Below are 22,457 nucleotides of genomic sequence, written 5' to 3' on the forward strand. Positions count from 1 at the left end.
GTCACGCTCATGGTGGGTGCGGTGGTGGCGACCCAGCATGCGCTGCGTCGCCGTGGGCAGCACCCGAAGTCCCGCGAGGCGGGCCGCCATCCTTTGGCTTGCGCTCGCCGGCGTCGGTCTGGGCCTGGGCTTCCTCACCAAACAGTTCCAGGTGCTGCTCATCGTGCCGGGACTGGCAGCGGCCTGGATGTTCTTCGCCCGCTGCTCATGGCTGCGTCGGGGACTCCTGCTGCTGGTCCCGATCGTGTCGATGGTGATCAGCGCCGGTTGGTGGATCGCCCTCGTCGAGCTCACTCCTGCAGCGAATCGTCCCTATGTGGGTGGCTCACAGAGCAACTCCTTCCTCGAACTGACTTTCGGCTACAACGGATTCGGGCGCCTGACTGGCGATGAGGCCGGGTCCGTAGGCGGTGGCGGAGGAGGTCAGGGCGGCGGAGGCTGGGGAGAGACCGGATCGCCCGACTGCTCACCGGCAGCTTCGGTGCCCAGATCGCCTGGCTCCTGCCGACGGCTCTGCTCCTGCTTGCCGTGATCGTCGTTGTGCTCTGCCGCGCCGAGGTGGCCCGCCGTCGCCGCCCCCGCAGCACGCAGCTCCCGGTCGAGCCCAAATCGGGCAGCTTAGCAGCGGCCGTGGTGATGTGGGGTGCGTGGCTCATGGTGACCTGGCTGGTGCTCAGCACCATGAACGGCATCGTCCACGAGTACTACACAGTGGCTCTGGTGCCGGCGATCGCCGTGATCGTCGCCATCGGTGTTGCTCTGCTCCTCACACGCGGAAGCTATGGTGGCATGCTGCTGTTGGCGCTGGCTTGGGCGCTGACGGGTGCGTGGCAGTTCATTCTCACAGCCTCGATGAGCGGGATCCCAGGTTTCCTGCGCTGGAGCGTGCTCGCGGTCTCCATCCTGGGTGCGCTGTTCCTGATCGGAGCAGGTCACAGGCTGCGAGCAGGCCACGACGGCCAGCGTCCGCATCGACTCCTCATCGCGGCGATCGCCTCGGTGGCCATCATCGCCAGCTTGGCGATCTCGGCACAGCTGAGTGCGCGCACGATCGCCGGCTCGACTCAGGGTTCGATCGTCACGATCGCCGGAACGAGTTCGGGCATGGGCGGCCCTGGCGGGGGCGGCCCCGGTGGTGAAGGCGGTCCCGGTGGTGGAGGCGGCGGCATGGGCGATCTGCTCAACGGAGTGACCCCAACGGCTGAACTCACCGAGCTCCTCGGGGAGGATGCGCCCGATTACACTTGGGTGGCTGCGGCGACCGGAGCCAACCAGGCCGCCGGCTATCAGCTGGCACTGGAAGAACCTGTGATGGCCATCGGCGGATTCAACGGCACCGATCCCTCTCCGACTCTCGAGGAATTCAAACGGCTCGTCTCCGAGGGCCAGATCCATTGGTACATCGGCTCCGGAGCCGACGGTCAGGGCGGCGGACCTGGGGGAGGCGGAAACGGGTCGTCCACCTCGGCGGAGATCTCCGAATGGGTCGAGGCGAACTTCGAGGCCACGACCGTCGATTCCGTTTCGCTCTACGATCTGAGTGACGGATGAGGGGGATAATCGAATCATGAATCCAACAGCCATAGGCACTGAGGCACAGCCGGCCCGCGTGCTCATCGTCGATGACGAGGCCAATCTGGCCGAGCTCCTGGTCATGGCCTGTCAGGTCAAAGCCTGGGAGGCGGTGAGCGTGGGCACGGGCAGAGAGGCGGTGGCGCGGGCCAGGAGCGAGCACTTCGATGCGATCGTCCTCGACGTCATGCTGCCGGACCTCGACGGATTCGCCGTGATCGAAAAGGTGCGCGGCGAGGGCATCGACACCCCAGTTGTGTTTCTCTCCGCTCGCGACGAGGTCGATGACCGGCTCACGGGGCTGCGCCTCGGCGGGGACGATTATGTGACGAAGCCATTCAACCTCGACGAAGTCATTGCCCGAGTCGAGGCCAGGCTGAGGCGCAGCGCTCCCGTTGTGCCGAGCGGTGATGAGGATCTGCTGCGGGTAGGCGATCTGGAGCTTGATGCTCGTTCTCATGAGGTGATCCGGGCCGGTCACCCGATCGATCTCACGGCGCGGGAGTTCGAAGTGCTGCTGCTGTTCATGCGCAATCCGCGCGCCGTGCTGTCGAAGGCGCAGATCCTCGACCGCGTCTGGGACTACGACTTCGGCGGCAACGGAAACATTGTGGAGTTGTACGTGTCGTACCTGCGGAAGAAGATCGACGCCCCGTTCGAGGATCTTCCGAACCTCTTCCACACCAAGCGCGGGGCCGGCTACATCCTTCGGGCCGATCAGTGAAGGTCGCTTCTCCCGTGCGCCGGTGGCGGCTGCAGACCCGTCTGATTGTTCTCGCCAGTCTCGTCCTGGTCCTGGTGGGAGCCGGGATCGGCGCCGCCTCATGGTGGAGTGTTCGCGCCTCTCTGATGTCCGATCTCGACAGTCAGCTGGCCGGGATGACCCATCATGCCCGCGTCGATTTCGGACCCGGGCAGAAGCCGGGGGACAGGCCGGCCTCGGAGGAAGGTGCTGCAGATGGAGTCGGCGCTCCCGCAGGCGGGAATGATGATTCGTCCACCCCGGTCGACCAGGCGCTGCGCTACCTATTCCAGCCGGGCGTGGGCGACGGTGCGCTCGTGGTCGTCGGCACCGGTGACTCCGCGGAGGGTTTGATCGCCGAGGCTGGGCGCACACAGCCGCAGACACTTCCCGCGGGCGCTGTGGATGCACTCCTCAACGTCGAAGCGGTGACCGGGGGTGAGACATCCGGTGACGGGTTCAGCGGTGAGCCTGGCGATCCGGCGTCGGGCAGCCCGGCCTCGGGCCATCGCTCTGTCGATGTTCCCGGCTACGGCACCTATCGAGTCGCAGCCTTCGACGATGAGGGGACGACGACCGTCTACGGCGTGCCGCAGAACAATGTCGACTCGGCACTTGAGCGCACGGCCTACACCACCGCTCTTGTGGTGCTCATCGGTGTGCTGGCCACGGCTCTGCTCATGGCCGTCATCATCCATCGGCAGCTGCGCGATCTGAGAGATGTCGCCCGCACCGCACGAGAGGTGACGGACCTTGAGCTGGGGGAGGGCGAACCTGAACTGGCGCTGCGGGTGCCAGCCGATCTCGCAATGCCCGGCACCGAGGTCGGCGACGTCGGTGCGTCGGTGAACCGGATGCTCGACCACGTCGGCTCCGCCCTGGACGAGAGGTATCGGGGGACGGAGCAGATGAGACGGTTCGTCGCCGATGCCTCGCACGAGCTGCGGACACCGATCGCGACGATCCGCGGATGGGCGGATCTGACCAGACCGTATCGGGGCGAACTTCCCGCTGAGGTGCAGACTTCGCTGGGACGGATCGACTCGGGAGCGATTCGGATGTCCTCGCTCGTCGATGACCTGCTCCTCCTTGCCCGGTTGGAAGCCGGCCGACAACCGACCAAGGAGGATACCGTCGACGTCTCTGCGCTGCTCCTGGAACTCGTCGAAGATGCCCATGTGCTCAGCCCAGAGCATACGATCCATCTGGATCTGCCTCCGGACGCCTTGGAGATCCGCGGTGCCGGCGACCAGGTGCGACAGGCGGTCGCCATCGTGCTGACCAATGCATGTGTCCATACGCCCACGGGCACACGGGTCCATGTCGAGGCCGAACTTGGTGACGAAGCTGAGTCCGAGCAGACGGTGAGCATCCGCATCAGTGACGACGGACCGGGAATCCCCGAAGAGATCCGCGAGACCGTCTTCGACCGTTTCGTCCGCGGCGACTCAGCACGAACCAGGGCCGAGGGAGTGCGTGGAGGCTCCTCAGGTCTGGGACTGGCGATCGCAGCCGGACTCGTCGAACTCATGCACGGCGCGGTGTCGATGACGACCTCCGACGCCGGCACCGCGTTCGAGCTGCGATTCCGGGCGGCCTGAGGGTCTCCCATCGGACTCGAACCCAACTGCACAGGCTGGACACAGCCTCGACTGGGACTCGCTACAGCACAGCACACGAGAGTGGAATCACTGACAACCAAGGAGATTCCATGACAGACAACCAGAATCCGAACCTTCCCAACCCCAACTCCGATCAGAACCCCGATCAGAATCGGACCATCCCCGCCGAGGCAGGACCGAGGGATCCCGATCATCCGGGCAACGCCGGTGTGAGTGGCGCGAACGGTGGAACTGGTCGGAGGAGGAGGCGTGTTCCGCTGGTTCCGGCCATCCTGGCAGGAGCGGCCCTGTTCATCGTCGGCGGTCTCGCCGGGGGAGCAGTAGGAGCCTCAACGGTTCTGATGTCGAATGAGAGCGGCACGAGCCAGGGGCCGGGCTCTCCCGGTGGCCAACAGGGAGGCGGACAACAGGGCGGTGCAGGCCCGGACGGAGGGATGCCTCCGGACGGGCAGGCCGGAGACGGGCAGGCCGGAGACGGACAGGGATCGGGCGACCAGACCGACGATGCCACCTCGGCGACGGATGACGGCAGCGAGGAGAACGTGGCGCTCTTCGGCATGAGCTCTCTGCCGCATGCCGCAGTCCTCAATCGAGAGGACTGATCCCGAACGCGGCGCAGCTGCCCGATTCCATCCCGGATACGAGTGTGCCCCCACCACGGATCGTGGTGGGGGCACACTCGTGCGTTCTCAGATCGCTCAGCGGTGCAGGTCGAAGCGGTCTGCTTCGACGAGCTTGCTCCAGGTCTTGACGAAGTCGTTGACGAACTTCTCCTGGGCGTCATCGGAGGCGTAGACCTCGGCGATGGCGCGCAGCTCGGAGTTGGCTCCGAAGAGCAGATCGATACGGCTTCCGGTCCACAGCTTCTCTCCCTCTGGGGAGAAGCACTCGTAGACAGTGGCGGATTCGGACGGTCCGATCGGCTTCCAGACGTTGCCCAGTTCCAGGAGGTTGACGAAGAAATCGTTCGTCAGCTCGCCGGGACGGTCGGTGAACACACCGAGCTCCGAATCTTCATAGTTCGCACCGAGGACCCGCAGCCCACCGATGAGCACGGTCAGCTCCGAAGGGGTCAGACCGAGCAGGCTCGCCTTGTCCAGGAGGAGGTACTCGGCCGACAGAGGGAGGTCCTCGGTGAGGTAGTTGCGGAATCCGTCGTGAGTCGGCTCCAGGTAGGAGAACGAATCGACGTCGGTCTGCTCCTGGGTCGCGTCACCGCGGCCGGTCGAGACCGGAACGCTGACATCATGGCCGGCGGCCTTCGCCGCGGTTTCGATGCCGACGCCGCCGGCGATCGCCAGGACATCGGCGAACGTTGCTCCGGTGTCCGCTGCGATGCGTTCGAGGACTGTGATGACCTCGGCCAGCTTCGCGGGCTCGTTGACTTCCCAGCTCTTCTGCGGTTCGAGGCGCAGGCGTCCGCCGTTGACTCCGCCGCGGAAGTCGGAGACACGGTGGGATGATGCTGCGGCCCAGGTGGTTGAGACGAGCTGGGAGACGCTCAGTCCGGATTCGCGCACGGCCGTCTTGACGGCCTCGAGCTGGCTCGCATCGAGCGGTGTGCCGGCCGGGACCGGGTCCTGCCAGATGAGCTCTTCGCTGGGGACCTCGGGTCCGAGGTAGCGAGTGGATGGGCCCATGTCACGGTGAGTGAGCTTGAACCAGGCGCGGGCGAAGGCATCCTCGAAGGCCTTCTGGTCGTCCTTGAAGCGGCGCGAGATCTCACCGTAGATGGGATCGAAACGCAGCGAAAGGTCGGTTGTGAGCATGCGGGGCTCACGGCGTCCGTCGCCCTGAGCCATCGGAACCATGTCATCGCCGCCGCCGTCGACTGGGCGCCACTGCAGGTGTCCGCCTTCGTTCTCGAAGACCTCCCATTCGTAGGCGAAGAGGATGTGGAAGAACTCGTTGTCCCACCGGGTGGGGTGGTAGGTCCACGTGACCTCGATGCCGCTGCCGACGGTGTCATTGCCCTGGCCGGTGCCGAAATCGGACTTCCAGCCCAGGCCCTGCTCCTCGATCGGTGCGGCTTCCGGATCTCCGCCCTTGTGCGACTCGGGTGCTGCGCCGTGGGTCTTGCCGAAGGTGTGTCCACCTGCGATGAGAGCGACGGTCTCCTCGTCGTTCATGGCCATGCGTCCGAAGGTCTCGCGGATGTCGATGGCCGCGGCCAGCGGATCCGGCTTGCCCTCTGGGCCCTCAGGGTTGACGTAGATGAGGCCCATGGTTGTTGCCGCCAGCGGCTTCTGCAGTTCGCGGTTGCCCACATAGCGCTTGTCGGTGCCCAGCCATTCGGTCTCGGAGCCCCAGTAGACGTCATTGTCGGGTTCCCACACGTCCTTGCGGCCACCGGCGTAGCCGAAAGTTTTGAAGCCCATGGACTCGAGACCCACGTTTCCGGCGAGGATGAATAGGTCAGCCCAAGAGATCTTCTTGCCGTACTTCTTCTTGACCGGCCAGAGCAGTCGACGGGCCTTGTCAAGACCCACGTTGTCGGGCCAGGAATTCAGAGGCGCGAAACGCTGCTGCCCTTCGCCGCCGCCGCCGCGTCCATCCTGGACTCGGTAGGTGCCGGCGGAGTGCCAGGCCATGCGGATCATGAACGGGCCGTAGTGACCGAAATCGGCCGACCACCAGTCGGCGTTCGTCTTCTGCAGCTCTTCGATGTCGGCCTTGAGCGCGTAGTAGTCGAGGCTGGCGAACTCGGCGTCGTAGTCGAAGCCTTCGTCCATCGGGTCGCGGGCAGGCTGGTTCTTGGCCAAGATCTTGAGGTTGAGGCGATTCGGCCACCAATGCGAGTTGGCATCGCCCTGGCTGGGATCGACCAGCGAGTCGGCATCGGGCGCCGTCGCCTCTGCCGAGGTGGCGTGGGCGACTGGACAGCCGCCGGCGGTGGAAGTATCGGTCATAGTGTTCCTTTCACTTTCGAGTCCCGTTTGGACCCGGTTGAAGACAAAGGTGTGGCTTTGTCATTGGGTGGATCGGCTCAGACCGCCGAGGCGGGTTCGGTGCTGCCCGAAGGCGCTGCAGACTCAGCGCAGTCAGGGCACAGGCCCCAGAAAGTGACTTCGGCCTGTTCGATGACGAATCCAGCGTCGCGTGAAGGGGTCAAGCAGGGGGCCTGCCCGACCGCACAGTCGACGTCGACGATGAGATTGCACGAGCGGCACACGAGGTGATGGTGATTGTCCCCTATGCGTCTCTCGTAACGGGCCACGGACCCGGACGGCTGAATGCACCGCACGAGTCCGACCTCGGTGAGTGTGTGCAGCGAGTCGTACACCGCCTGATGCGATACGTCGGGGAGGTTCTCTCGAACAGCGCGGATGACAGTCTCGGTGTCTGCATGCTGGTGGTCGCACACAGCAGCGAGAACCGCGACTCTCTGTTTCGTCACGCGAAGGGAACTCTCCCGCAGTGCTGCGGTCGGTTCCGATTCGTGTCTATCCTTGTTCTCAGCCACAGCAACAGCTTGCCGCCTTTTCTTGAATGAGTCAAGGAAGCGATAGCCTCGGGTCCGCGAGGTTATCGGCGGCTGGCGGCCTCGGACTTCGGTCCGGGAAGAGCTCGGACTTCGGTCCGCGAAGAGTAGGTGCACCCGGGGAGTGGGTTCCCTGCGCCGGGGTGGCGGGGGTTGTGTCGTGCAACGCACAGCAGCTGGTTTTGACCAGATGCGGGAGACCGCGATATTCTAGGATGCGACTGATTGTGTTATCTGCGTCGGCGAACGACCATACCGGATGTTTTGTGAGATCCGGACCCATTGTGAGAATTCGCCAGAGGCAGGCCGCCGACGTGTCATTCTGCATAGGTTCTGTGTCATTGCGACACACCCGAGTGCAGGGTTCAGGCCGTCGCGCGAATACTGGCATCGGGCGTGAAGCTTCACCCGGTGTTCAGTCGGATATGTCCCACGGTTCACAAACATGGCTGATGCCATGGCCAACGTTGGGAATTAGGTTTATCGAGAAGCAAATGGAGAACGCTTAGTGCCGACAATCCAGCAGCTCGTCCGCAAGGGACGACATGTCAAATCCGCAGGATCCGACGCTCCTGCTCTGAAGAGCAGCCCGCAGCGTCGTGGAGTGTGCACCCGTGTGTACACCACTACACCCAAGAAGCCGAACTCGGCTCTTCGCAAGGTCGCTCGTGTCAAGCTTTCGAGCCAGATCGAAGTGACTGCCTACATTCCAGGCGAAGGACACAACCTGCAGGAGCACTCGATCGTGCTCGTGCGCGGTGGTCGTGTCAAGGACCTGCCAGGTGTGCGCTACCGAATCGTTCGCGGTTCGCTTGACACCCAGGGTGTCAAGGGCCGCCAGCAGGCACGCAGCAAGTACGGTGCGAAGAGGGAGAAGAAGTAATGCCACGTAAAGGTCCTGCACCAAAGCGACCGATCGTCATTGACCCGGTCTTCAGTTCGCCGATCGTCACGCAGCTGATCAACAAGATCCTGCTCGACGGAAAGCGTTCGACCGCTGAGCGCATCGTCTACGGTGCTCTCGAAGGTACCCGTGAGAAGAACGGCAATGACCCAGTTGTCAACCTGAAGAAGGCTCTCGACAACATCCGCCCATCCCTCGAGGTTCGCTCTCGCCGTGTCGGTGGCGCAACCTACCAGGTTCCGGTCGATGTCCGTCCGGTTCGTTCGACGACTTTGGCACTGCGCTGGCTCGTGGCCTACTCCCGCCAGCGTCGTGAGAAGACGATGACCGAACGCCTCATGAATGAGATTCTCGACGCGAGCAACGGCCTCGGTGCCGCTGTGAAGCGTCGCGAAGACACCCACAAGATGGCCGAGTCCAACAAGGCCTTCGCCCACTACCGCTGGTAATCGTTCTTCTCCGGCACCCTGGCCGGCAGGCGTCATGCGGCGTCTGCCGGCCGGGCAGCGGGGGAGCCGATCACATCATCGAGTGAGAGAGAGACACCGTGGCACTTGACGTGCTCACCGACCTGAATAAGGTCCGCAACATCGGCATCATGGCCCACATCGATGCCGGTAAGACCACCACAACCGAACGCATCCTTTACTACACCGGTGTGAACTACAAGATCGGCGAGACCCACGACGGTGCCTCGACGATGGACTGGATGGACCAGGAGCAGGAACGCGGCATCACGATCACGTCGGCTGCCACCACCTGCTACTGGCACGACAACCAGATCAACATCATCGACACCCCGGGCCACGTCGACTTCACCGTCGAGGTTGAGCGCTCACTGCGCGTCCTCGATGGCGCCGTCGCCGTCTTCGATGGCAAGGAAGGCGTTGAACCGCAGTCCGAGACCGTGTGGCGTCAGGCTGACAAGTACGACGTGCCGCGCGTGTGCTTCGTCAACAAGATGGACAAGCTCGGTGCTGACTTCTACTTCACCGTCGACACCATCCGCGAACGCCTCGGCGCCAAGCCGTTGGTCATTCAGCTGCCTATCGGTTCCGAGTCGGAGTTCGCCGGGGTCGTCGACCTGCTTGAGATGAAGGCCTACATCTGGCCTGATGAGTCCAAGAAGGGTCAGGACATGACCGAGATCGAGATCCCAGAGGATCTCCAGGACAAGGCCGCAGAGTACCGCACCAAGCTCGTCGAGGATGTTGCTGAAGCCACTGACGAACTCATGGAGAAGTACCTTGAGGGCGAAGAGATCTCGATTGCCGAGATCAAGGAGGGCATCCGCTCTCTCGTCGTCAACTCCACGGCGTTCCCTGTCATGTGCGGTTCGGCATACAAGAACAAGGGCGTCCAGCCCATGCTCAATGCCGTCATCGACTACCTCCCTTCGCCTCTTGAAGTTCCTCCCATGATCGGTGAGAACCCTCGTGACGAGGACGAGAAGCTGACTCGCAAGCCTTCCAAAGATGAGCCTTTCTCGGCTCTCGCGTTCAAGGTTGCCACCCACCCGTTCTTCGGCACGCTGACCTACGTCCGCGTGTACTCCGGACAGGTGAAGTCGGGCGAGGCCGTTCTCAACTCGACGAGCGGCAAGAAGGAGCGCGTCGGCAAGCTCTTCCAGATGCACTCCAACAAGGAGAACCCTGTCGAAGAGGCCATCGCCGGCCACATCTACGCGTTCATCGGTCTCAAAGAGACAACCACCGGTGACACGCTGTGCGATCCGAGCGCCCCGATCGCTCTCGAGTCGATGACCTTCCCTGAGCCGGTCATCTCTGTGGCCATTGAGCCCAAGACCAAGAGTGACCAGGAGAAGCTCTCGGCTGCCATTCAGAAGTTCGTCAGGGAAGACCCGACATACCGGGTCGAACTTGATGTGGAGACGGGTCAGACCGTCATCCGCGGAATGGGCGAACTTCACCTCGACATCCTCGTCGACCGTATGCGTCGCGAGTTCAAGGTCGAGGCGAACGTCGGCAAGCCGCAGGTCGCCTACCGCGAGACCATTCGCCGCACTGTCGAGAAGTACGACTACACCCACAAGAAGCAGACGGGTGGATCGGGACAGTTCGCGAAGGTCCAGGTCACCTTCGAACCTCTCGAGGTCGAAGGCGATACGATCTACGAGTTCGAGAATGCCGTCACGGGCGGACGTATTCCGCGCGAATACATTCCGAGCGTCGACGCCGGTATTCAGGACGCCATGCAGCTTGGTGTGCTCGCCGGTTACCCGATGGTCGGCGTCAAAGCCACACTCATCGACGGCGCCTACCACGATGTCGACTCTTCGGAGATGGCATTCAAGATCGCCGGCTCGATGGTCTTCAAGGAGGCCGTTCAGAAGGCGAAGCCGGTTCTGCTGGAACCGGTCATGGACGTCGAGGTGCGTACCCCAGAGGAATACATGGGAGACGTCATCGGCGACCTCAATTCCCGACGTGGCCAGATCCAGTCGATGGACGACGCTTCCGGTGTGAAGGTCGTCAAGTCTGTGGTCCCGTTGTCGGAGATGTTCGGTTACATCGGTGATCTGCGGTCGAAGACCCAGGGCCGTGCGGTGTACTCGATGACTTTCTCCAGCTATGCGGAGGTCCCCAAGGCAGTCGCCGAGGAGATCGTCCAGAAGATGCGTGGCGGAGAGTAATCTCCGGTCCCCGGTCGCCACGGTGAGCAAGAACATGTTCACCGAAATGAAAGATAACCAACAAAGGTCTAAGATATGAACCGCATATCTTTTGCCAACCACGAGGAGGAACCCAGTGGCAAAGGCTAGTTTCGATAGGACTAAGCCGCACGTCAACATTGGCACCATCGGCCACGTTGACCACGGAAAGACCACCTTGACCGCCGCAATCACCAAGGTGTTGGCGGACAAGTACCCAGATCTCAATGAGGCTCGCGCCTTCGACCAGGTGGATAACGCACCTGAGGAGAAGGAGCGCGGCATCACCATCAACGTCTCGCACGTTGAATACCAGACCGAGAAGCGTCACTACGCTCACGTCGATGCACCTGGTCACGCCGACTACATCAAGAACATGATTACCGGTGCTGCTCAGATGGACGGCGCAATCCTCGTGGTTGCCGCTACCGACGGTCCGATGCCGCAGACTCGTGAGCACGTTCTGCTCGCACGTCAGGTTGGTGTGCCTTACATCGTTGTCGCACTGAACAAGTCCGACATGGTCGATGACGAGGAGCTCATCGAGCTCGTCGACTTCGAGGTCCGCGATCTGCTCTCGAGCCAGGACTTCGACGGCGACAACGCTCCCGTCATTCCTGTGTCCGCTCTCAAAGCGCTGGAAGGCGACGAGAAGTGGGTTAAGAGCGTCGAAGACCTCATGCAGGCCGTCGATGACAACGTTCCCGAGCCGGAGCGCGACATCGACAAGCCCTTCCTCATGCCTGTGGAAGACGTCTTCACGATCACCGGTCGTGGAACCGTCGTCACCGGCCGTGTGGAGCGCGGCGTCCTGCTGCCTAACGATGACATTGAAATCGTCGGCATCAAGGAGAAGTCGTCCAAGACGGCCGTCACCGCCATCGAGATGTTCCGCAAGACTCTGCCTGACGCACGTGCAGGCGAGAACGTCGGACTGCTCCTGCGCGGAACGAAGCGCGAGGACGTGGAGCGCGGACAGGTCATCGTGAAGCCAGGTTCGATTACGCCTCACACCGGCTTCGAGGGCCAGGTCTACATCCTGAGCAAGGACGAGGGTGGACGGCACAACCCGTTCTACTCGAACTACCGTCCTCAGTTCTACTTCCGCACCACGGACGTCACCGGCGTCATCACGTTGCCTGAGGGCACCGAGATGGTCATGCCTGGTGACAACACCGATATGTCGGTCGAGCTGATCCAGCCGATCGCTATGGAAGAAGGCCTCCGCTTCGCTATCCGCGAGGGTGGACGCACCGTCGGCGCTGGTCGAGTCACCAAGATCACCGCCTGATATACCTTCGATCGCTGAGGCTTCGGCCTTGATTTCAGGCCTTCGGTCCTGAGAGATCGATTCGGAACCCCGGTCCAATGGGCCGGGGTTCTGTGCATTCACAACGGGGCCAGCCTCGGCGAGTGGCCTGCCTGCCTTGCAGCGGAAGGCTATCATGAGATGCCTCACAAGTGAGATGCCTGGAATTGCGCCGATGAAGTGCTATGTGACAAGATAGTGAAGTTGCGTTTTGGACGTTGACCCCTGCACTGCGGTAGAGATACTGCGAACAGTCCGGAACACTATCGGATCGATGAATCTGCCTTGAGCGGGTTCGGACCGAGCAGCCAATGAGTAGAAGCGCCGTCGGCCCTCAATGAGAATTGAAAGATTCTCCGCCAGGATTAGCCGACACGCCCGACCTCGGGGGTCGGTCATGGTCAGCCGGCACAGACCACAGAACATTTCGATCGACTGTTGGTTGATGGCCGGAAGTAACTAAAGAAAGAGACGACGCCATGGCGGGACAGAAGATCCGCATTCGGCTCAAGTCGTACGACCACGCTGTGATTGACAGTGCTGCACGAAAGATCGTGGACACCGTCACTCGCGCAGGTGCGACTGTTGTGGGCCCCGTGCCGTTGCCAACGGAGAAGAACGTTTACTGCGTCATCCGTTCGCCACACAAGTACAAGGACAGCCGTGAGCACTTCGAAATGCGCACGCACAAGCGTCTGATCGACATCGTCGATCCGACGCCGAAGGCAGTCGATTCGCTCATGCGTCTCGACCTCGCTGACGACGTCAACATCGAGATCAAGCTCTAAGGGAGGCAGACATGGCGAACAATCGTTCATCAGCTCTCCCTACGACCCGCAAGGTCAAGGGCCTTCTGGGAACCAAGCTGGGCATGACTCAGGTTTGGGATGAGCAGAACAATCTCGTACCGGTGACCGTAGTGGCCGCCGGCAGCAACGTCGTGACACAGATCCGCAACGAGGAAACCGACGGTTACCCCGCACTGCAGATCGCGTTCGGCGAAATCGATCCTCGCAAGGTCAACAAGCCCACTGCAGGCCACTTCGAGAAGGCAGGCGTGACACCACGCCGTCACCTTGTCGAGCTGCGCACCGCAGACGCTGCTGACTACGCGCTGGGTCAGGAACTCGGAGTCGATACGTTCGACGCCGGGATCAAGGTCGATGTGACCGCAAAGACCAAGGGTAAGGGAACCGCCGGTGTCATGAAGCGTCATGGCTTCCACGGTGTCGGCGCCTCCCACGGTTCGCACCGCAACCACCGCAAGCCGGGTTCAATCGGCGGAGCCGCGACCCCTGGTCGCGTGTTCAAGGGTATGCGCATGGCCGGCCGTATGGGTGCAGTCAAGCACACCACCCAGAACCTCACGATCCACGCCGTGGACACCGAGAACAACTTCCTGCTCATCAAGGGTGCCGTACCTGGCCCCAAGGGTGCAGTCGTTCTCGTTCGCTCGGCCGCGAAGGAGGGCTGAACGTAATGACTGATGTCAAGACAGTCGACGTCGTCGATGCTGCTGGTGCGAAGACCGGATCAGTTGACCTGCCAGCCGAGATCTTCGGCGTGCAGACCAACGTGCCGTTGATCCACCAGGTTGTTGTCGGACAGCTGGCAGCAGCCCGTCAGGGTACACACAAGACAAAGACCCGCTCCGAAGTACGCGGTGGCGGTCGCAAGCCCTACCGCCAGAAGGGTACCGGTAACGCCCGCCAGGGTTCGATCCGTGCTCCTCAGTACAACGGTGGTGGAGTCGTGCACGGGCCGGTTCCCCGCGATTACTCGCAGCGGACCCCCAAGAAGATGAAGACCGCTGCTCTGCGCGGCGCTCTCTCGGATCGCGCACGTCTCGATCAGGTCTTCGTTGTGAAGAACCTGATCACCGGCGAAGCACCGTCGACCAAGCAGGCGAAGCTCGCTCTGGCCAGCCTCTCCGATCGCAAGAACACCCTCGTGGTGCTCAACCGTGACGACGAGCTCACCGAGCGCAGCGTTCGCAACCTGCCTCACGTTCACGTGCTCACCTCCGATCAGCTCAACACATACGATGTGCTGATCGCCGATGACATCGTGTTCACCGAGTCAGCGCTGGAGACGTTCCTGGGCGGATACCGCAAATCGGAGGACGCATCATGAGTCTGAACTTCAAGGACCCACGCGACGTCATCGTCGCTCCGGTCGTCTCGGAAAAGACCTACAGCTTGATGGACGAGGGAAAGTACACCTTCATCGTCGATCAGGGGTCGAACAAGACTGAGATCAAGAACGCCATTGAATCGATCTTCAATGTGCAGGTTGCCAAGGTCAACACCCTGAATCGTCAGGGCAAGCGCCGCCGCACTCGCACCGGTTGGGGAAAGCGCAAGGACACCAAGCGTGCCATTGTCGCCCTCAAGGACGGATCGATCGACATCTTCGGTGGATCGCTCTAAGCGATCCTTCGTAAAAGAAGGACAAGACTCATGGGAATCCGTAAGCACAAGCCGACGACCCCGGGCCGCCGTGGCTCATCGGTCGCCGACTTCGTCGAAGTGACCCGGTCTACACCGGAGAAGTCACTTTTGCGCCCACTGCCTAAGCGCGGTGGCCGCAACAGCCAGGGACGCGTGACCACTCGCCATCAGGGCGGCGGCCACAAGCGTCAGTACCGTGTCATCGACTTCCGCCGCCATGACAAAGATGGCGTACCGGCGAAGGTCGCACACATCGAATATGACCCGAACCGCACTGCGCGGATCGCTCTTCTGCATTATGCAGATGGCGAGAAGCGCTACATCCTCGCCCCGCAGAACCTCAAGCAGGGCGCACAGGTGGAAGCCGGTCTGGGTGCAGACATCAAGCCGGGCAACAACCTTGCCCTGCGCAACATCCCAGTCGGTACCGTGCTGCACGCAGTTGAAATGCGTCCAGGCGGCGGTGCCAAGATCGCTCGCTCTGCCGGTTCTTCCGTGCAGCTCGTTGCGAAGTACGGCCGGTTCGCTCAACTGCGGATGCCTTCGGGCGAAATCCGCAATGTTGATGCTCGCTGCCGTGCGACGATCGGCGAGGTCGGCAATGCCGAGCAGTCGAACATCAGCTGGGGTAAAGCAGGCCGCATGCGTTGGAAGGGCAAGCGCCCATCCGTCCGTGGTGTCGTCATGAACCCGATCGACCACCCACATGGTGGTGGCGAGGGCCGTACTTCGGGTGGTCGTCACCCAGTCAGCCCGTGGGGTCAGTCAGAAGGCCGCACACGCCGGCCGAACAAAGAGAGCGACAAGTACATCGTGCGCCGTCGCCGGACCGGCAAGAAGCGCTGATTGGAGTACTGACTTATGCCTCGTAGCCTCAAAAAGGGTCCTTTCGTCGATGAACACCTGTACCAGAAGGTGGCTCGTCAGAACGAGAAGAACTCTAAAAACGTAATCAAGACATGGTCTCGTCGCTCGATGATCATCCCGGATTTCCTGGGACACACCATCGCAGTTCATGACGGACGCAAGCATGTTCCAGTCTTCATCACTGAAGCCATGGTCGGACACAAGCTTGGCGAGTTCGCACAGACACGGACGTTCCGTGGCCACGAAAAGGACGATCGCAAGGGTCGCCGCCGCTGACGCGGGGCACTCTTACGATCCTAGACAAGAGAGAAGGAAGCGATGGAAGCCAAGGCTAAGGCGCGTTACCTGCGCGTCACGCCTCGCAAGGCTCGGCGCGTCATCGACCTCATTCGTGGTCAGCAGGCGACCGAAGCACTTGCAGTGTTGAAGTTTGCAGAACAGTCGGCATCAGATCCGATTTACAAGCTCGTTGCCTCCGGAATCGCCAATGCGCGTACCCGGGCCGACGAGGAGGGCATTGCGTTCGACGAGAACGAACTGGTCATCTCCGAAGCATTCGTGGACGAGGGACCAACCATGAAGCGGTTCCGCCCGCGAGCTCAGGGTCGCGCTTTTCGCATTGAAAAGCGCACAAGCCACGTTTCAGTGGTCCTGGCCAGCGGTGACGACCTGCCTCAGCGCAAGAGCCGGAAGGGGAACCGTTAATGGGCCAGAAAATCAATCCGAACGGATTCCGACTCGGAATCACGACGGATCACAAGTCAAAGTGGTTTGCTGACTCGACTAAGCCGGGACAGCGCTACAGCGACTACGTGCTCGAAGATGTGAAGATCCGACAGATGATGACCAAGGGCCTTGAGCGCGCTGGCATCTCCAAGGTGAACATCGAGCGCACTCGTGATCGTGTCCGAGTCGACATCCACACTGCCCGCCCGGGCATCGTCATCGGGCGTCGTGGAGCCGAAGCCGATCGCATTCGCGGTCAGCTCGAAAAGCTCACCGGCAAGCAGATTCAGCTCAACATCCTTGAGGTGAAGAACGCTGAGATCGACGCGCAGCTCGTTGCTCAGGGAGTTGCCGAGCAGCTCGCAAGTCGTGTGGCCTTCCGCCGCGCGATGCGCAAGTCGATCCAGAGCGCTCAGCGTGCAGGTGCCAAGGGCATCCGCGTGCAGTGCTCCGGCCGCCTCGGCGGTGCTGAGATGAGCCGTTCCGAGTTCTACCGCGAAGGTCGTGTGCCTCTGCACACCCTGCGTGCGAACATCGATTACGGCTTCCACGAAGCACACACCACATTTGGTCGCATCGGCGTCAAGGTGTGGATCTACAAGGGCGATATGACCGACAAGGAGCTTGCTGCCGAGCAGGCGAAGGCTCCTGCAGCTCGTGGCCCCAAGGGCCGTGGGCGCGGCCGTGGAGGCCGTGGTCGTGGACAGGAAGGCGCAGCAGCACCGCGCCGGAATGACGCAGCGCCGAAGACCGAGAACAATGCCGAGGCCCCAGCGGCTGAGGCCGGATCGGAGGGCTGACACATGTTGATCCCTCGTCGGGTTAAATACCGCAAGCAGCACCACCCCAAGCGGGGCGGCGCAGCCAAGGGCGGCACCAAGGTGTCGTTCGGTGACTACGGCATCCAGGCCACAGAGCCTGCCTACATCACCAACCGGCAGATCGAGGCCGCACGTATTGCCATGACGCGCTACATCAAGCGTGGTGGCAAGGTGTGGATCAACATCTACCCAGATCGACCGCTGACGAAGAAGCCTGCCGAGACCCGCATGGGTTCCGGTAAGGGTTCGCCTGAGTGGTGGGTCGCCAATGTCAAGCCGGGTCGGGTCATGTTTGAACTCGCCGGTGTGTCCGAGGAAGTTGCACGCGAGGCGCTGCGTCTCGCGATCCACAAGCTTCCGCTCAAGGCCCGTATCGTGGCCCGCGAAGGTGGTGAGTGAGTATGGCAATCGGTTCGAAGAACCTTTCCATGGACGCACTTGACGGTTATGACAACGAGCGTCTGCTCGAGGAGCTCAAGAAGGCTAAGGCCGAGCTGTTCAACCTGCGCTTCCAGTCGGCCACCGGCCAGCTGGAGAGCCACGGTCGGCTCAAGGCCGTGCGTCGCGACATCGCTCGTATCTACACCGTGCTCAATGAGCGGGAATTGGACATCCGTCCGAACCCCGCTGACGCTAAGGAAGAGGACAAGTGATGGCGGAGACCACCAAGCCCGAGGCAAAGCCTGCGGACCGTAACTCCCGCAAAACTGCGCGTGGTTACGTTGTTTCCGACAAAATGGAGAAGACCATCGTCGTCGAGGTGGAGGAGCGCAAGACGCACCGCCTGTACGGCAAGGTTCTTCGCCAGTCGGTGAAGTACAAGGTTCACGATGAGGAGAACGCCGCTGGTGTCGGCGACCTCGTCCTCGTGTCCGAGACGCGGCCGGTTTCGTCCGCGAAGCGTTGGCGGCTCGTCGAGATCATCGAACGCGCCAAGTAAGCCGACGCCACCCCTCCCACCCGGTCCCGCCCACGGTCTCCAGCAGATCGTGGGCGGCTACCGGGAACGGGGTGAAATGTCATTAATCCGTTCCGCAAGGCTCATCCAATCGTGTGAGAACCGGCGCGACGACAGGAGAAAATAGTGATTCAGCAAGAGTCGCGACTCAAGGTCGCCGACAACACTGGTGCCAAGCAGATCCTGGCAATCAGGATTCTGGGTGGTTCCGGTCGGCGTTACGCCTCGATCGGTGACACCATCGTGGCAACCGTCAAAGACGCAATTCCTGGTGGAAATGTGAAGAAGGGTGACGTCGTCAAGGCTGTCATCGTTCGCACCGCCAAGGAACGCCGTCGTCCCGATGGTTCGTACATCAAGTTCGACGAGAATGCGGCAGTCATTCTCAAGACTGATGGCGAACCACGCGGAACCCGTATCTTCGGACCCGTGGGACGCGAATTGCGCGACAAGAAGTTCATGAAGATCGTCTCCCTGGCACCGGAGGTGTTGTGAGCATGGCGAACAAGCTCAAGATCAAGAAGGGCGACCTCGTCCAGGTGATTGCAGGCGCCCGTCAGTCACGAGGTGGCGATCGTGGGAAGCAGGGCAAGGTTCTTGCCGTGTATCCGGAACGCAACCGCGTCCTCGTTGAGGGCATCAACCGCGTGATCAAGCACAAGAAGGCAACGCAGACTCAGGCCGGCGGCACTGCCGGTGGCCGTGAGACTCACGAAGCCCCAATCCACGTGTCCAACGTGGCGCTCGTTGATCCTAAGGACAACAAGCCCACCCGCGTCGGATACCGCGAGGAAACTGTGGAGCGCGATGGTCGCGATAAGACCGTCCGCGTCCGCGTCTCGCGTCGCACCGGGGAGGAGATCTGATGACGGAAACAACAACGAGCCGTCCAGCGCCACGCCTCAAGCAGGTTTACCGCGATGACATCGTGGCCAAGCTGCAGGACGAGTTCAACTACGCAAACCCCATGCAGGTTCCCGGTCTGACCAAGGTCGTCGTGAACATGGGTGTGGGTGACGCAGCACGCGATTCGAAGCTGATCGAAGGCGCAATCAACGATCTCACTCTGATCACCGGTCAGAAGCCGATCGTGACTCGGGCGAGGAAATCCATCGCCCAGTTCAAGTTGCGCGAAGGTCAGCCCATTGGAGCCCACGTCACCATGCGTGGAGCCCGTATGTGGGAATTCGTCGACCGTGTCATCTCTCTGGCTCTTCCGCGTATCCGCGACTTCCGCGGCCTCTCGGATCGTCAGTTCGACGGGAACGGTAACTACACCTTCGGTCTCACGGAGCAGTCGATGTTCCACGAGATCGATCAGGACCGGATTGACCGCGTCCGGGGTATGGATATCACAGTTGTGACTACAGCGAACACCGACGACGAGGGACGTGCACTTCTGCGTCACCTCGGGTTCCCGTTCAAGACCAAATAATCGCTACGTTGCAGGTCCAAGCACGCATTGCGTGGGCGGAAACCGTAACGAGGAAGGGCTAGAGCCCAAATGACAATGACTGATCCAGTCGCAGACATGTTGACACGTCTGCGGAACGCCAACTCGGCTTATCACGAGGACGTCAGCATGCCGTTCTCGAAGCTGAAATCCAACATCGCTGAGATTCTCAAGAGCGAGGGATACATCACCGGTTGGAGCGTCGAAGACGCTCAGGTCGGTAAGACCCTGCTCATGGACCTCAAGTTCGGTCCCAACCGCGAGCGTTCGATCGCCGGCCTGCGCCGTGTATCGAAGCCCGGACTGCGCGTCTACGCGAAGTCGACCAACTTGCCTAAGGTCCTCGGTGGACTCGGCATCGCCATCCTGTCGACCTCGTCAGGTCTCCTGACTGATCGTCAGGCCGCCAAGAAGGGTGTGGGTGGGGAAGTCCTCGCCTACGTCTGGTAAGGAAGGAGAGAAGAATATGTCACGTATTGGCAAGAACCCGATCTCCGTCCCGAATGGCGTAGAGGTCAAAATCGATGGCCAGGATGTCGCCGTCAAGGGACCTAAGGGCGAGCTGTCCGTCACCATCGCCGAGCCGATCTCCGTATCGCTCGACGAAGGCGTCGTAACAGTGGCCCGTCCGAACGAGGAGCGCGAATCGCGTTCGCTGCACGGACTGTCCCGCACGATGATCAACAACATGATCGTCGGTGTGACCGAGGGCTACTCGAAGGCTCTCGAAATCGTCGGCACCGGTTACCGCGTGCAGGCCAAGGGGTCGAACCTCGAGTTCGCTCTGGGCTACAGCCACTCGATCACCGTTGAACCAGCTGAGGGAATCTCCTTCACGGTCGACGGACAGACCAAGCTGGCCGTTCACGGCATCGACAAGCAGCTGGTCGGAGAGACCGCTGCCAACATCCGGAAGCTGCGCAAGCCTGAGCCTTACAAGGGCAAGGGTGTTCGCTACGTCGGAGAAAATGTCCGTCGCAAGGTCGGAAAGGCTGGTAAGTAGAGATGGCCTTTGGCAAAAAGGAAAGCTACGGCAAGGGCAGGGCCGCGGCCCGCAAACGTCGTCACGCTCGTCTGCGCAAGCATGTCAGCGGTACGCCGGAACGCCCACGCCTGTCAGTGACTCGCTCCACGCGCCACGTCTTTGTCCAGGTCATCGACGATACCGTCGGCAAGACCTTGGCATCGGCCTCCACCATGGAAGCCGACCTGCGCACACTCGAAGGTGACAAGACCGGCAAGGCCCACAAGGTCGGCGAACTGGTAGCCCAGCGCGCCAAGGAAGCCGGCATCGAAGCCGTTGTATTCGACCGTGGCGGCAACGCCTACCATGGACGTGTACAGGCAATCGCCGAAGGTGCACGTGAAGGAGGATTGGCCCTATGAGCACTGAAGAGAACAAGGAACAGCAGCCAGCTGCTGAGACCCGTACCGATAACAACAGTGATCGCTCCTCACGTGGCCGCGGTCAAGGTGGTCAGGGCGGTCAGGGCGGCCAGGGCGGCCAGGGTCGTGGACGCGGCGAAGGCCGTGGACGCGGCGGTCGCGGTGACCGTGAAGAGAAGAGCCAGTTCATCGAGCACGTCGTGACGATCAACCGTGTGTCGAAGGTCGTCAAGGGTGGACGTCGGTTCTCCTTCACCGCCCTCGTCGTCGTCGGTGACGGAGACGGCATGGTCGGCATGGGCTACGGCAAGGCTAAGGAAGTTCCTGCAGCCATTGCCAAGGGTGTTGAGGAGGCGAAGAAGAGCTTCTTCCGCGTCCCCCGCATCCAGAAGACCATTCCGCACCCGATCCAGGGTGAGACCGCTGCCGGTGTCGTCATGCTTCGGCCTGCCGCTCCCGGTACCGGCGTCATCGCCGGTGGTCCGGTGCGTGCGGTCCTCGATGCTGCCGGTGTTCAGGACATCCTGTCCAAGTCGCTGGGATCAGCCAACGCAATCAACATCGTTCGCGCGGCGATCAAGGCCCTCCAGGGCCTCGAACGCCCAGAGCAGGTCGCGGCACGCCGTGGACTGCCTGTGGACGAGGTCGCCCCTCACGCATTGCTGCGGGCGGCTGCTGAAGGCGAGAGGAAGTCCTGATGGCAAAGCTCAAGGTAACCCAGCGCAAGTCCGATATCGGTGGCAAGCCGAACCAGCGCGCGTCGCTGCGTTCGCTTGGACTGAAGCGGATCGACGATGTGGTGGTGTGCGAAGATCGCCCGGAAATCAGGGGAATGATCAACGTCGTGCGTCACCTCGTGACTGTGGAAGAGGTGGATTGATATGTCGAATGACGACTCACTGAAGGTCCACGATCTCCGTCCTGCCCCCGGAGCAAAAACCGCCAAGACCCGTGTCGGTCGTGGTGAAGCTTCGAAGGGCAAGACAGCCGGACGCGGAACCAAGGGCACACGTGCCCGCTACCAGGTTCCTCACGGCTTCGAGGGTGGACAGACTCCGATGCACATGCGTCTGCCTAAGCTGCGCGGGTTCAAGAACCCCGCAAAGGTGACGTTCCAGGTTGTCAATCTTGACAAGCTGTCGGCCTTGTACCCAGAAGGCGGCGACGTCACTGTCGCCGATCTGGTTGCCAAGGGCGCCGTGCGTCCAAAGCAGCCCGTGAAGGTTCTGGGCACCGGTGAGATCACCGTTGCTCTGAACATCACTGCAGACAAGGTCTCGGGTTCAGCACTCGAGAAGATCATGGCTGCAGGCGGAAGCGTCAGCGAAGCCTGAACAGCACTCGCACAGCGGGTCTGAACTCTCAGGGTTCCTCAGAAGGGGCGGTCACACTGTGACCGCCCCTTCTTCGTACCCGAATTCTCGAGGCTGCGACCTGGGCGAAGACGCCTCAGAGTCGGTTTCGACACAGTCCCGACGATATCGGGCTTGAGTAG

At 61.7% G+C, this 22,457-nt stretch carries 30 protein-coding genes and 1 pseudogene; 29 read left to right on the top strand and 2 right to left on the bottom strand.

The annotated features are described in order from the left end of the window. The 5 genes and pseudogenes from HX613_RS03910 to HX613_RS03930 form a co-directional block, all read left to right on the top strand. Window positions 1-532 (top strand): annotated as a pseudogene (locus HX613_RS03910) (hypothetical protein); the annotation flags it as partial. Beyond that, window positions 529-1,551, top strand: coding sequence for a hypothetical protein (locus HX613_RS03915; protein WP_235344171.1), 1,023 nt, complete (start codon window positions 529-531; stop codon window positions 1,549-1,551). The pseudogene HX613_RS03910 and the gene HX613_RS03915, both read left to right, overlap by 4 nt. A 16-nt stretch (window positions 1,552-1,567) precedes the next feature. Further along, window positions 1,568-2,296: a response regulator transcription factor gene (locus HX613_RS03920; protein WP_235344172.1), complete on the top strand. Its 729-nt coding sequence runs from the start codon at window positions 1,568-1,570 to the stop codon at window positions 2,294-2,296. Beyond that, window positions 2,293-3,915 (top strand): sensor histidine kinase, encoded by a 1,623-nt coding sequence (locus HX613_RS22510; RefSeq protein WP_235344173.1) that lies wholly within the window; start codon window positions 2,293-2,295, stop codon window positions 3,913-3,915. The genes HX613_RS03920 and HX613_RS22510 overlap by 4 nt, the downstream gene beginning before the upstream one ends. A 110-nt stretch (window positions 3,916-4,025) precedes the next feature. Next, complete coding sequence (locus tag HX613_RS03930; RefSeq protein ID WP_235344174.1) at window positions 4,026-4,538, top strand: hypothetical protein; 513 nt, start codon at window positions 4,026-4,028, stop codon at window positions 4,536-4,538. A gap of 96 nt (window positions 4,539-4,634) precedes the next feature. Here the strand turns inward: HX613_RS03930 and katG are convergent, their stop codons facing one another. Beyond that, window positions 4,635-6,845, bottom strand: a complete 2,211-nt coding sequence (katG, locus tag HX613_RS03935) for a catalase/peroxidase HPI (protein WP_235344175.1) — start codon at window positions 6,843-6,845, stop codon at window positions 4,635-4,637. Window positions 6,846-6,922: 77 nt separating this feature from the next. Further along, window positions 6,923-7,399 carry a Fur family transcriptional regulator gene (locus HX613_RS03940; RefSeq protein ID WP_235344176.1) on the bottom strand — a complete coding sequence of 159 codons (477 nt, stop codon included), beginning with the start codon at window positions 7,397-7,399 and terminating at the stop codon, window positions 6,923-6,925. Between the two features lie 526 nt (window positions 7,400-7,925). On the opposite strand from HX613_RS03940, the gene rpsL reads away from it, so the two are divergent. The 24 genes from rpsL (at window position 7,926) to rplO (ending at window position 22,296) form a co-directional block, all read left to right on the top strand. Further along, on the top strand, window positions 7,926-8,300 hold the full coding sequence (gene rpsL / locus HX613_RS03945; protein WP_101621017.1) for a 30S ribosomal protein S12: 375 nt from the start codon (window positions 7,926-7,928) through the stop codon (window positions 8,298-8,300). Continuing rightward, window positions 8,300-8,770, top strand: coding sequence for a 30S ribosomal protein S7 (rpsG, locus tag HX613_RS03950; RefSeq protein WP_009883572.1), 471 nt, complete (start codon window positions 8,300-8,302; stop codon window positions 8,768-8,770). Before rpsL ends, rpsG begins: the two co-directional genes overlap by 1 nt. 98 nt (window positions 8,771-8,868) lie before the next feature. Continuing rightward, window positions 8,869-10,974 carry an elongation factor G gene (gene fusA / locus HX613_RS03955; RefSeq protein WP_235344177.1) on the top strand — a complete coding sequence of 702 codons (2,106 nt, stop codon included), beginning with the start codon at window positions 8,869-8,871 and terminating at the stop codon, window positions 10,972-10,974. Window positions 10,975-11,089: 115 nt separating this feature from the next. Beyond that, a complete protein-coding gene (tuf, locus tag HX613_RS03960) occupies window positions 11,090-12,283 on the top strand; it encodes an elongation factor Tu (RefSeq protein WP_235344178.1) in 1,194 nt (397 codons plus the stop codon). 497 nt (window positions 12,284-12,780) lie between these two features. Continuing rightward, on the top strand, window positions 12,781-13,089 hold the full coding sequence (gene rpsJ / locus HX613_RS03965; RefSeq protein ID WP_009379191.1) for a 30S ribosomal protein S10: 309 nt from the start codon (window positions 12,781-12,783) through the stop codon (window positions 13,087-13,089). Between the two features lie 11 nt (window positions 13,090-13,100). After that, the gene (gene rplC, locus HX613_RS03970) at window positions 13,101-13,775 is read left to right on the top strand and encodes a 50S ribosomal protein L3 (RefSeq protein ID WP_143921955.1); all 675 of its coding nucleotides are present in this window, start codon (window positions 13,101-13,103) and stop codon (window positions 13,773-13,775) included. A gap of 5 nt (window positions 13,776-13,780) precedes the next feature. Next, window positions 13,781-14,434 carry a 50S ribosomal protein L4 gene (rplD, locus tag HX613_RS03975; protein ID WP_235344179.1) on the top strand — a complete coding sequence of 218 codons (654 nt, stop codon included), beginning with the start codon at window positions 13,781-13,783 and terminating at the stop codon, window positions 14,432-14,434. Then, window positions 14,431-14,730, top strand: coding sequence for a 50S ribosomal protein L23 (rplW, locus tag HX613_RS03980; RefSeq protein ID WP_101621022.1), 300 nt, complete (start codon window positions 14,431-14,433; stop codon window positions 14,728-14,730). Before rplD ends, rplW begins: the two co-directional genes overlap by 4 nt. Before the next feature lie 30 nt (window positions 14,731-14,760). After that, the gene (rplB, locus tag HX613_RS03985; RefSeq protein WP_009883566.1) at window positions 14,761-15,597 is read left to right on the top strand and encodes a 50S ribosomal protein L2; all 837 of its coding nucleotides are present in this window, start codon (window positions 14,761-14,763) and stop codon (window positions 15,595-15,597) included. Window positions 15,598-15,612: 15 nt separating this feature from the next. Beyond that, window positions 15,613-15,894 (top strand): 30S ribosomal protein S19, encoded by a 282-nt coding sequence (gene rpsS, locus HX613_RS03990; protein ID WP_009883565.1) that lies wholly within the window; start codon window positions 15,613-15,615, stop codon window positions 15,892-15,894. A 42-nt stretch (window positions 15,895-15,936) separates the two neighbouring features. Beyond that, window positions 15,937-16,323, top strand: coding sequence for a 50S ribosomal protein L22 (rplV, locus tag HX613_RS03995; protein ID WP_009883564.1), 387 nt, complete (start codon window positions 15,937-15,939; stop codon window positions 16,321-16,323). Then, the gene (rpsC, locus tag HX613_RS04000) at window positions 16,323-17,144 is read left to right on the top strand and encodes a 30S ribosomal protein S3 (protein WP_009883563.1); all 822 of its coding nucleotides are present in this window, start codon (window positions 16,323-16,325) and stop codon (window positions 17,142-17,144) included. Before rplV ends, rpsC begins: the two co-directional genes overlap by 1 nt. 3 nt (window positions 17,145-17,147) lie before the next feature. Next, a complete protein-coding gene (gene rplP / locus HX613_RS04005) occupies window positions 17,148-17,564 on the top strand; it encodes a 50S ribosomal protein L16 (protein ID WP_009883562.1) in 417 nt (138 codons plus the stop codon). Between the two features lie 2 nt (window positions 17,565-17,566). After that, complete coding sequence (gene rpmC, locus HX613_RS04010) at window positions 17,567-17,818, top strand: 50S ribosomal protein L29 (RefSeq protein WP_009883561.1); 252 nt, start codon at window positions 17,567-17,569, stop codon at window positions 17,816-17,818. After that, window positions 17,818-18,105 carry a 30S ribosomal protein S17 gene (gene rpsQ / locus HX613_RS04015; protein WP_235344180.1) on the top strand — a complete coding sequence of 96 codons (288 nt, stop codon included), beginning with the start codon at window positions 17,818-17,820 and terminating at the stop codon, window positions 18,103-18,105. Before rpmC ends, rpsQ begins: the two co-directional genes overlap by 1 nt. Window positions 18,106-18,249: 144 nt before the next feature. After that, window positions 18,250-18,618 carry a 50S ribosomal protein L14 gene (rplN, locus tag HX613_RS04020; RefSeq protein WP_009883559.1) on the top strand — a complete coding sequence of 123 codons (369 nt, stop codon included), beginning with the start codon at window positions 18,250-18,252 and terminating at the stop codon, window positions 18,616-18,618. 2 nt (window positions 18,619-18,620) lie between these two features. After that, window positions 18,621-18,989: a 50S ribosomal protein L24 gene (gene rplX, locus HX613_RS04025; protein WP_101621025.1), complete on the top strand. Its 369-nt coding sequence runs from the start codon at window positions 18,621-18,623 to the stop codon at window positions 18,987-18,989. After that, complete coding sequence (gene rplE / locus HX613_RS04030) at window positions 18,989-19,558, top strand: 50S ribosomal protein L5 (protein ID WP_096161012.1); 570 nt, start codon at window positions 18,989-18,991, stop codon at window positions 19,556-19,558. Before rplX ends, rplE begins: the two co-directional genes overlap by 1 nt. Window positions 19,559-19,627: 69 nt before the next feature. After that, window positions 19,628-20,026, top strand: a complete 399-nt coding sequence (gene rpsH, locus HX613_RS04035) for a 30S ribosomal protein S8 (RefSeq protein WP_009883556.1) — start codon at window positions 19,628-19,630, stop codon at window positions 20,024-20,026. Between the two features lie 16 nt (window positions 20,027-20,042). Next, window positions 20,043-20,579: a 50S ribosomal protein L6 gene (rplF, locus tag HX613_RS04040; protein ID WP_235344181.1), complete on the top strand. Its 537-nt coding sequence runs from the start codon at window positions 20,043-20,045 to the stop codon at window positions 20,577-20,579. 2 nt (window positions 20,580-20,581) lie between these two features. Beyond that, complete coding sequence (rplR, locus tag HX613_RS04045; protein WP_009883554.1) at window positions 20,582-20,962, top strand: 50S ribosomal protein L18; 381 nt, start codon at window positions 20,582-20,584, stop codon at window positions 20,960-20,962. Continuing rightward, entirely contained in the window at window positions 20,959-21,660 is a 702-nt protein-coding gene (gene rpsE / locus HX613_RS04050; RefSeq protein ID WP_235344182.1) for a 30S ribosomal protein S5, read from the top strand. Before rplR ends, rpsE begins: the two co-directional genes overlap by 4 nt. Beyond that, window positions 21,660-21,842: a 50S ribosomal protein L30 gene (gene rpmD / locus HX613_RS04055; RefSeq protein ID WP_143921951.1), complete on the top strand. Its 183-nt coding sequence runs from the start codon at window positions 21,660-21,662 to the stop codon at window positions 21,840-21,842. Before rpsE ends, rpmD begins: the two co-directional genes overlap by 1 nt. Window position 21,843: 1 nt before the next feature. Beyond that, entirely contained in the window at window positions 21,844-22,296 is a 453-nt protein-coding gene (gene rplO, locus HX613_RS04060) for a 50S ribosomal protein L15 (RefSeq protein WP_101621031.1), read from the top strand. The last annotated feature ends 161 nt before the right edge of the window (window positions 22,297-22,457 follow it).

Source organism: Brevibacterium sp. UCMA 11754 (assembly GCF_021532275.1).
Taxonomy (GTDB): Bacteria; Actinomycetota; Actinomycetes; order Actinomycetales; family Brevibacteriaceae; genus Brevibacterium.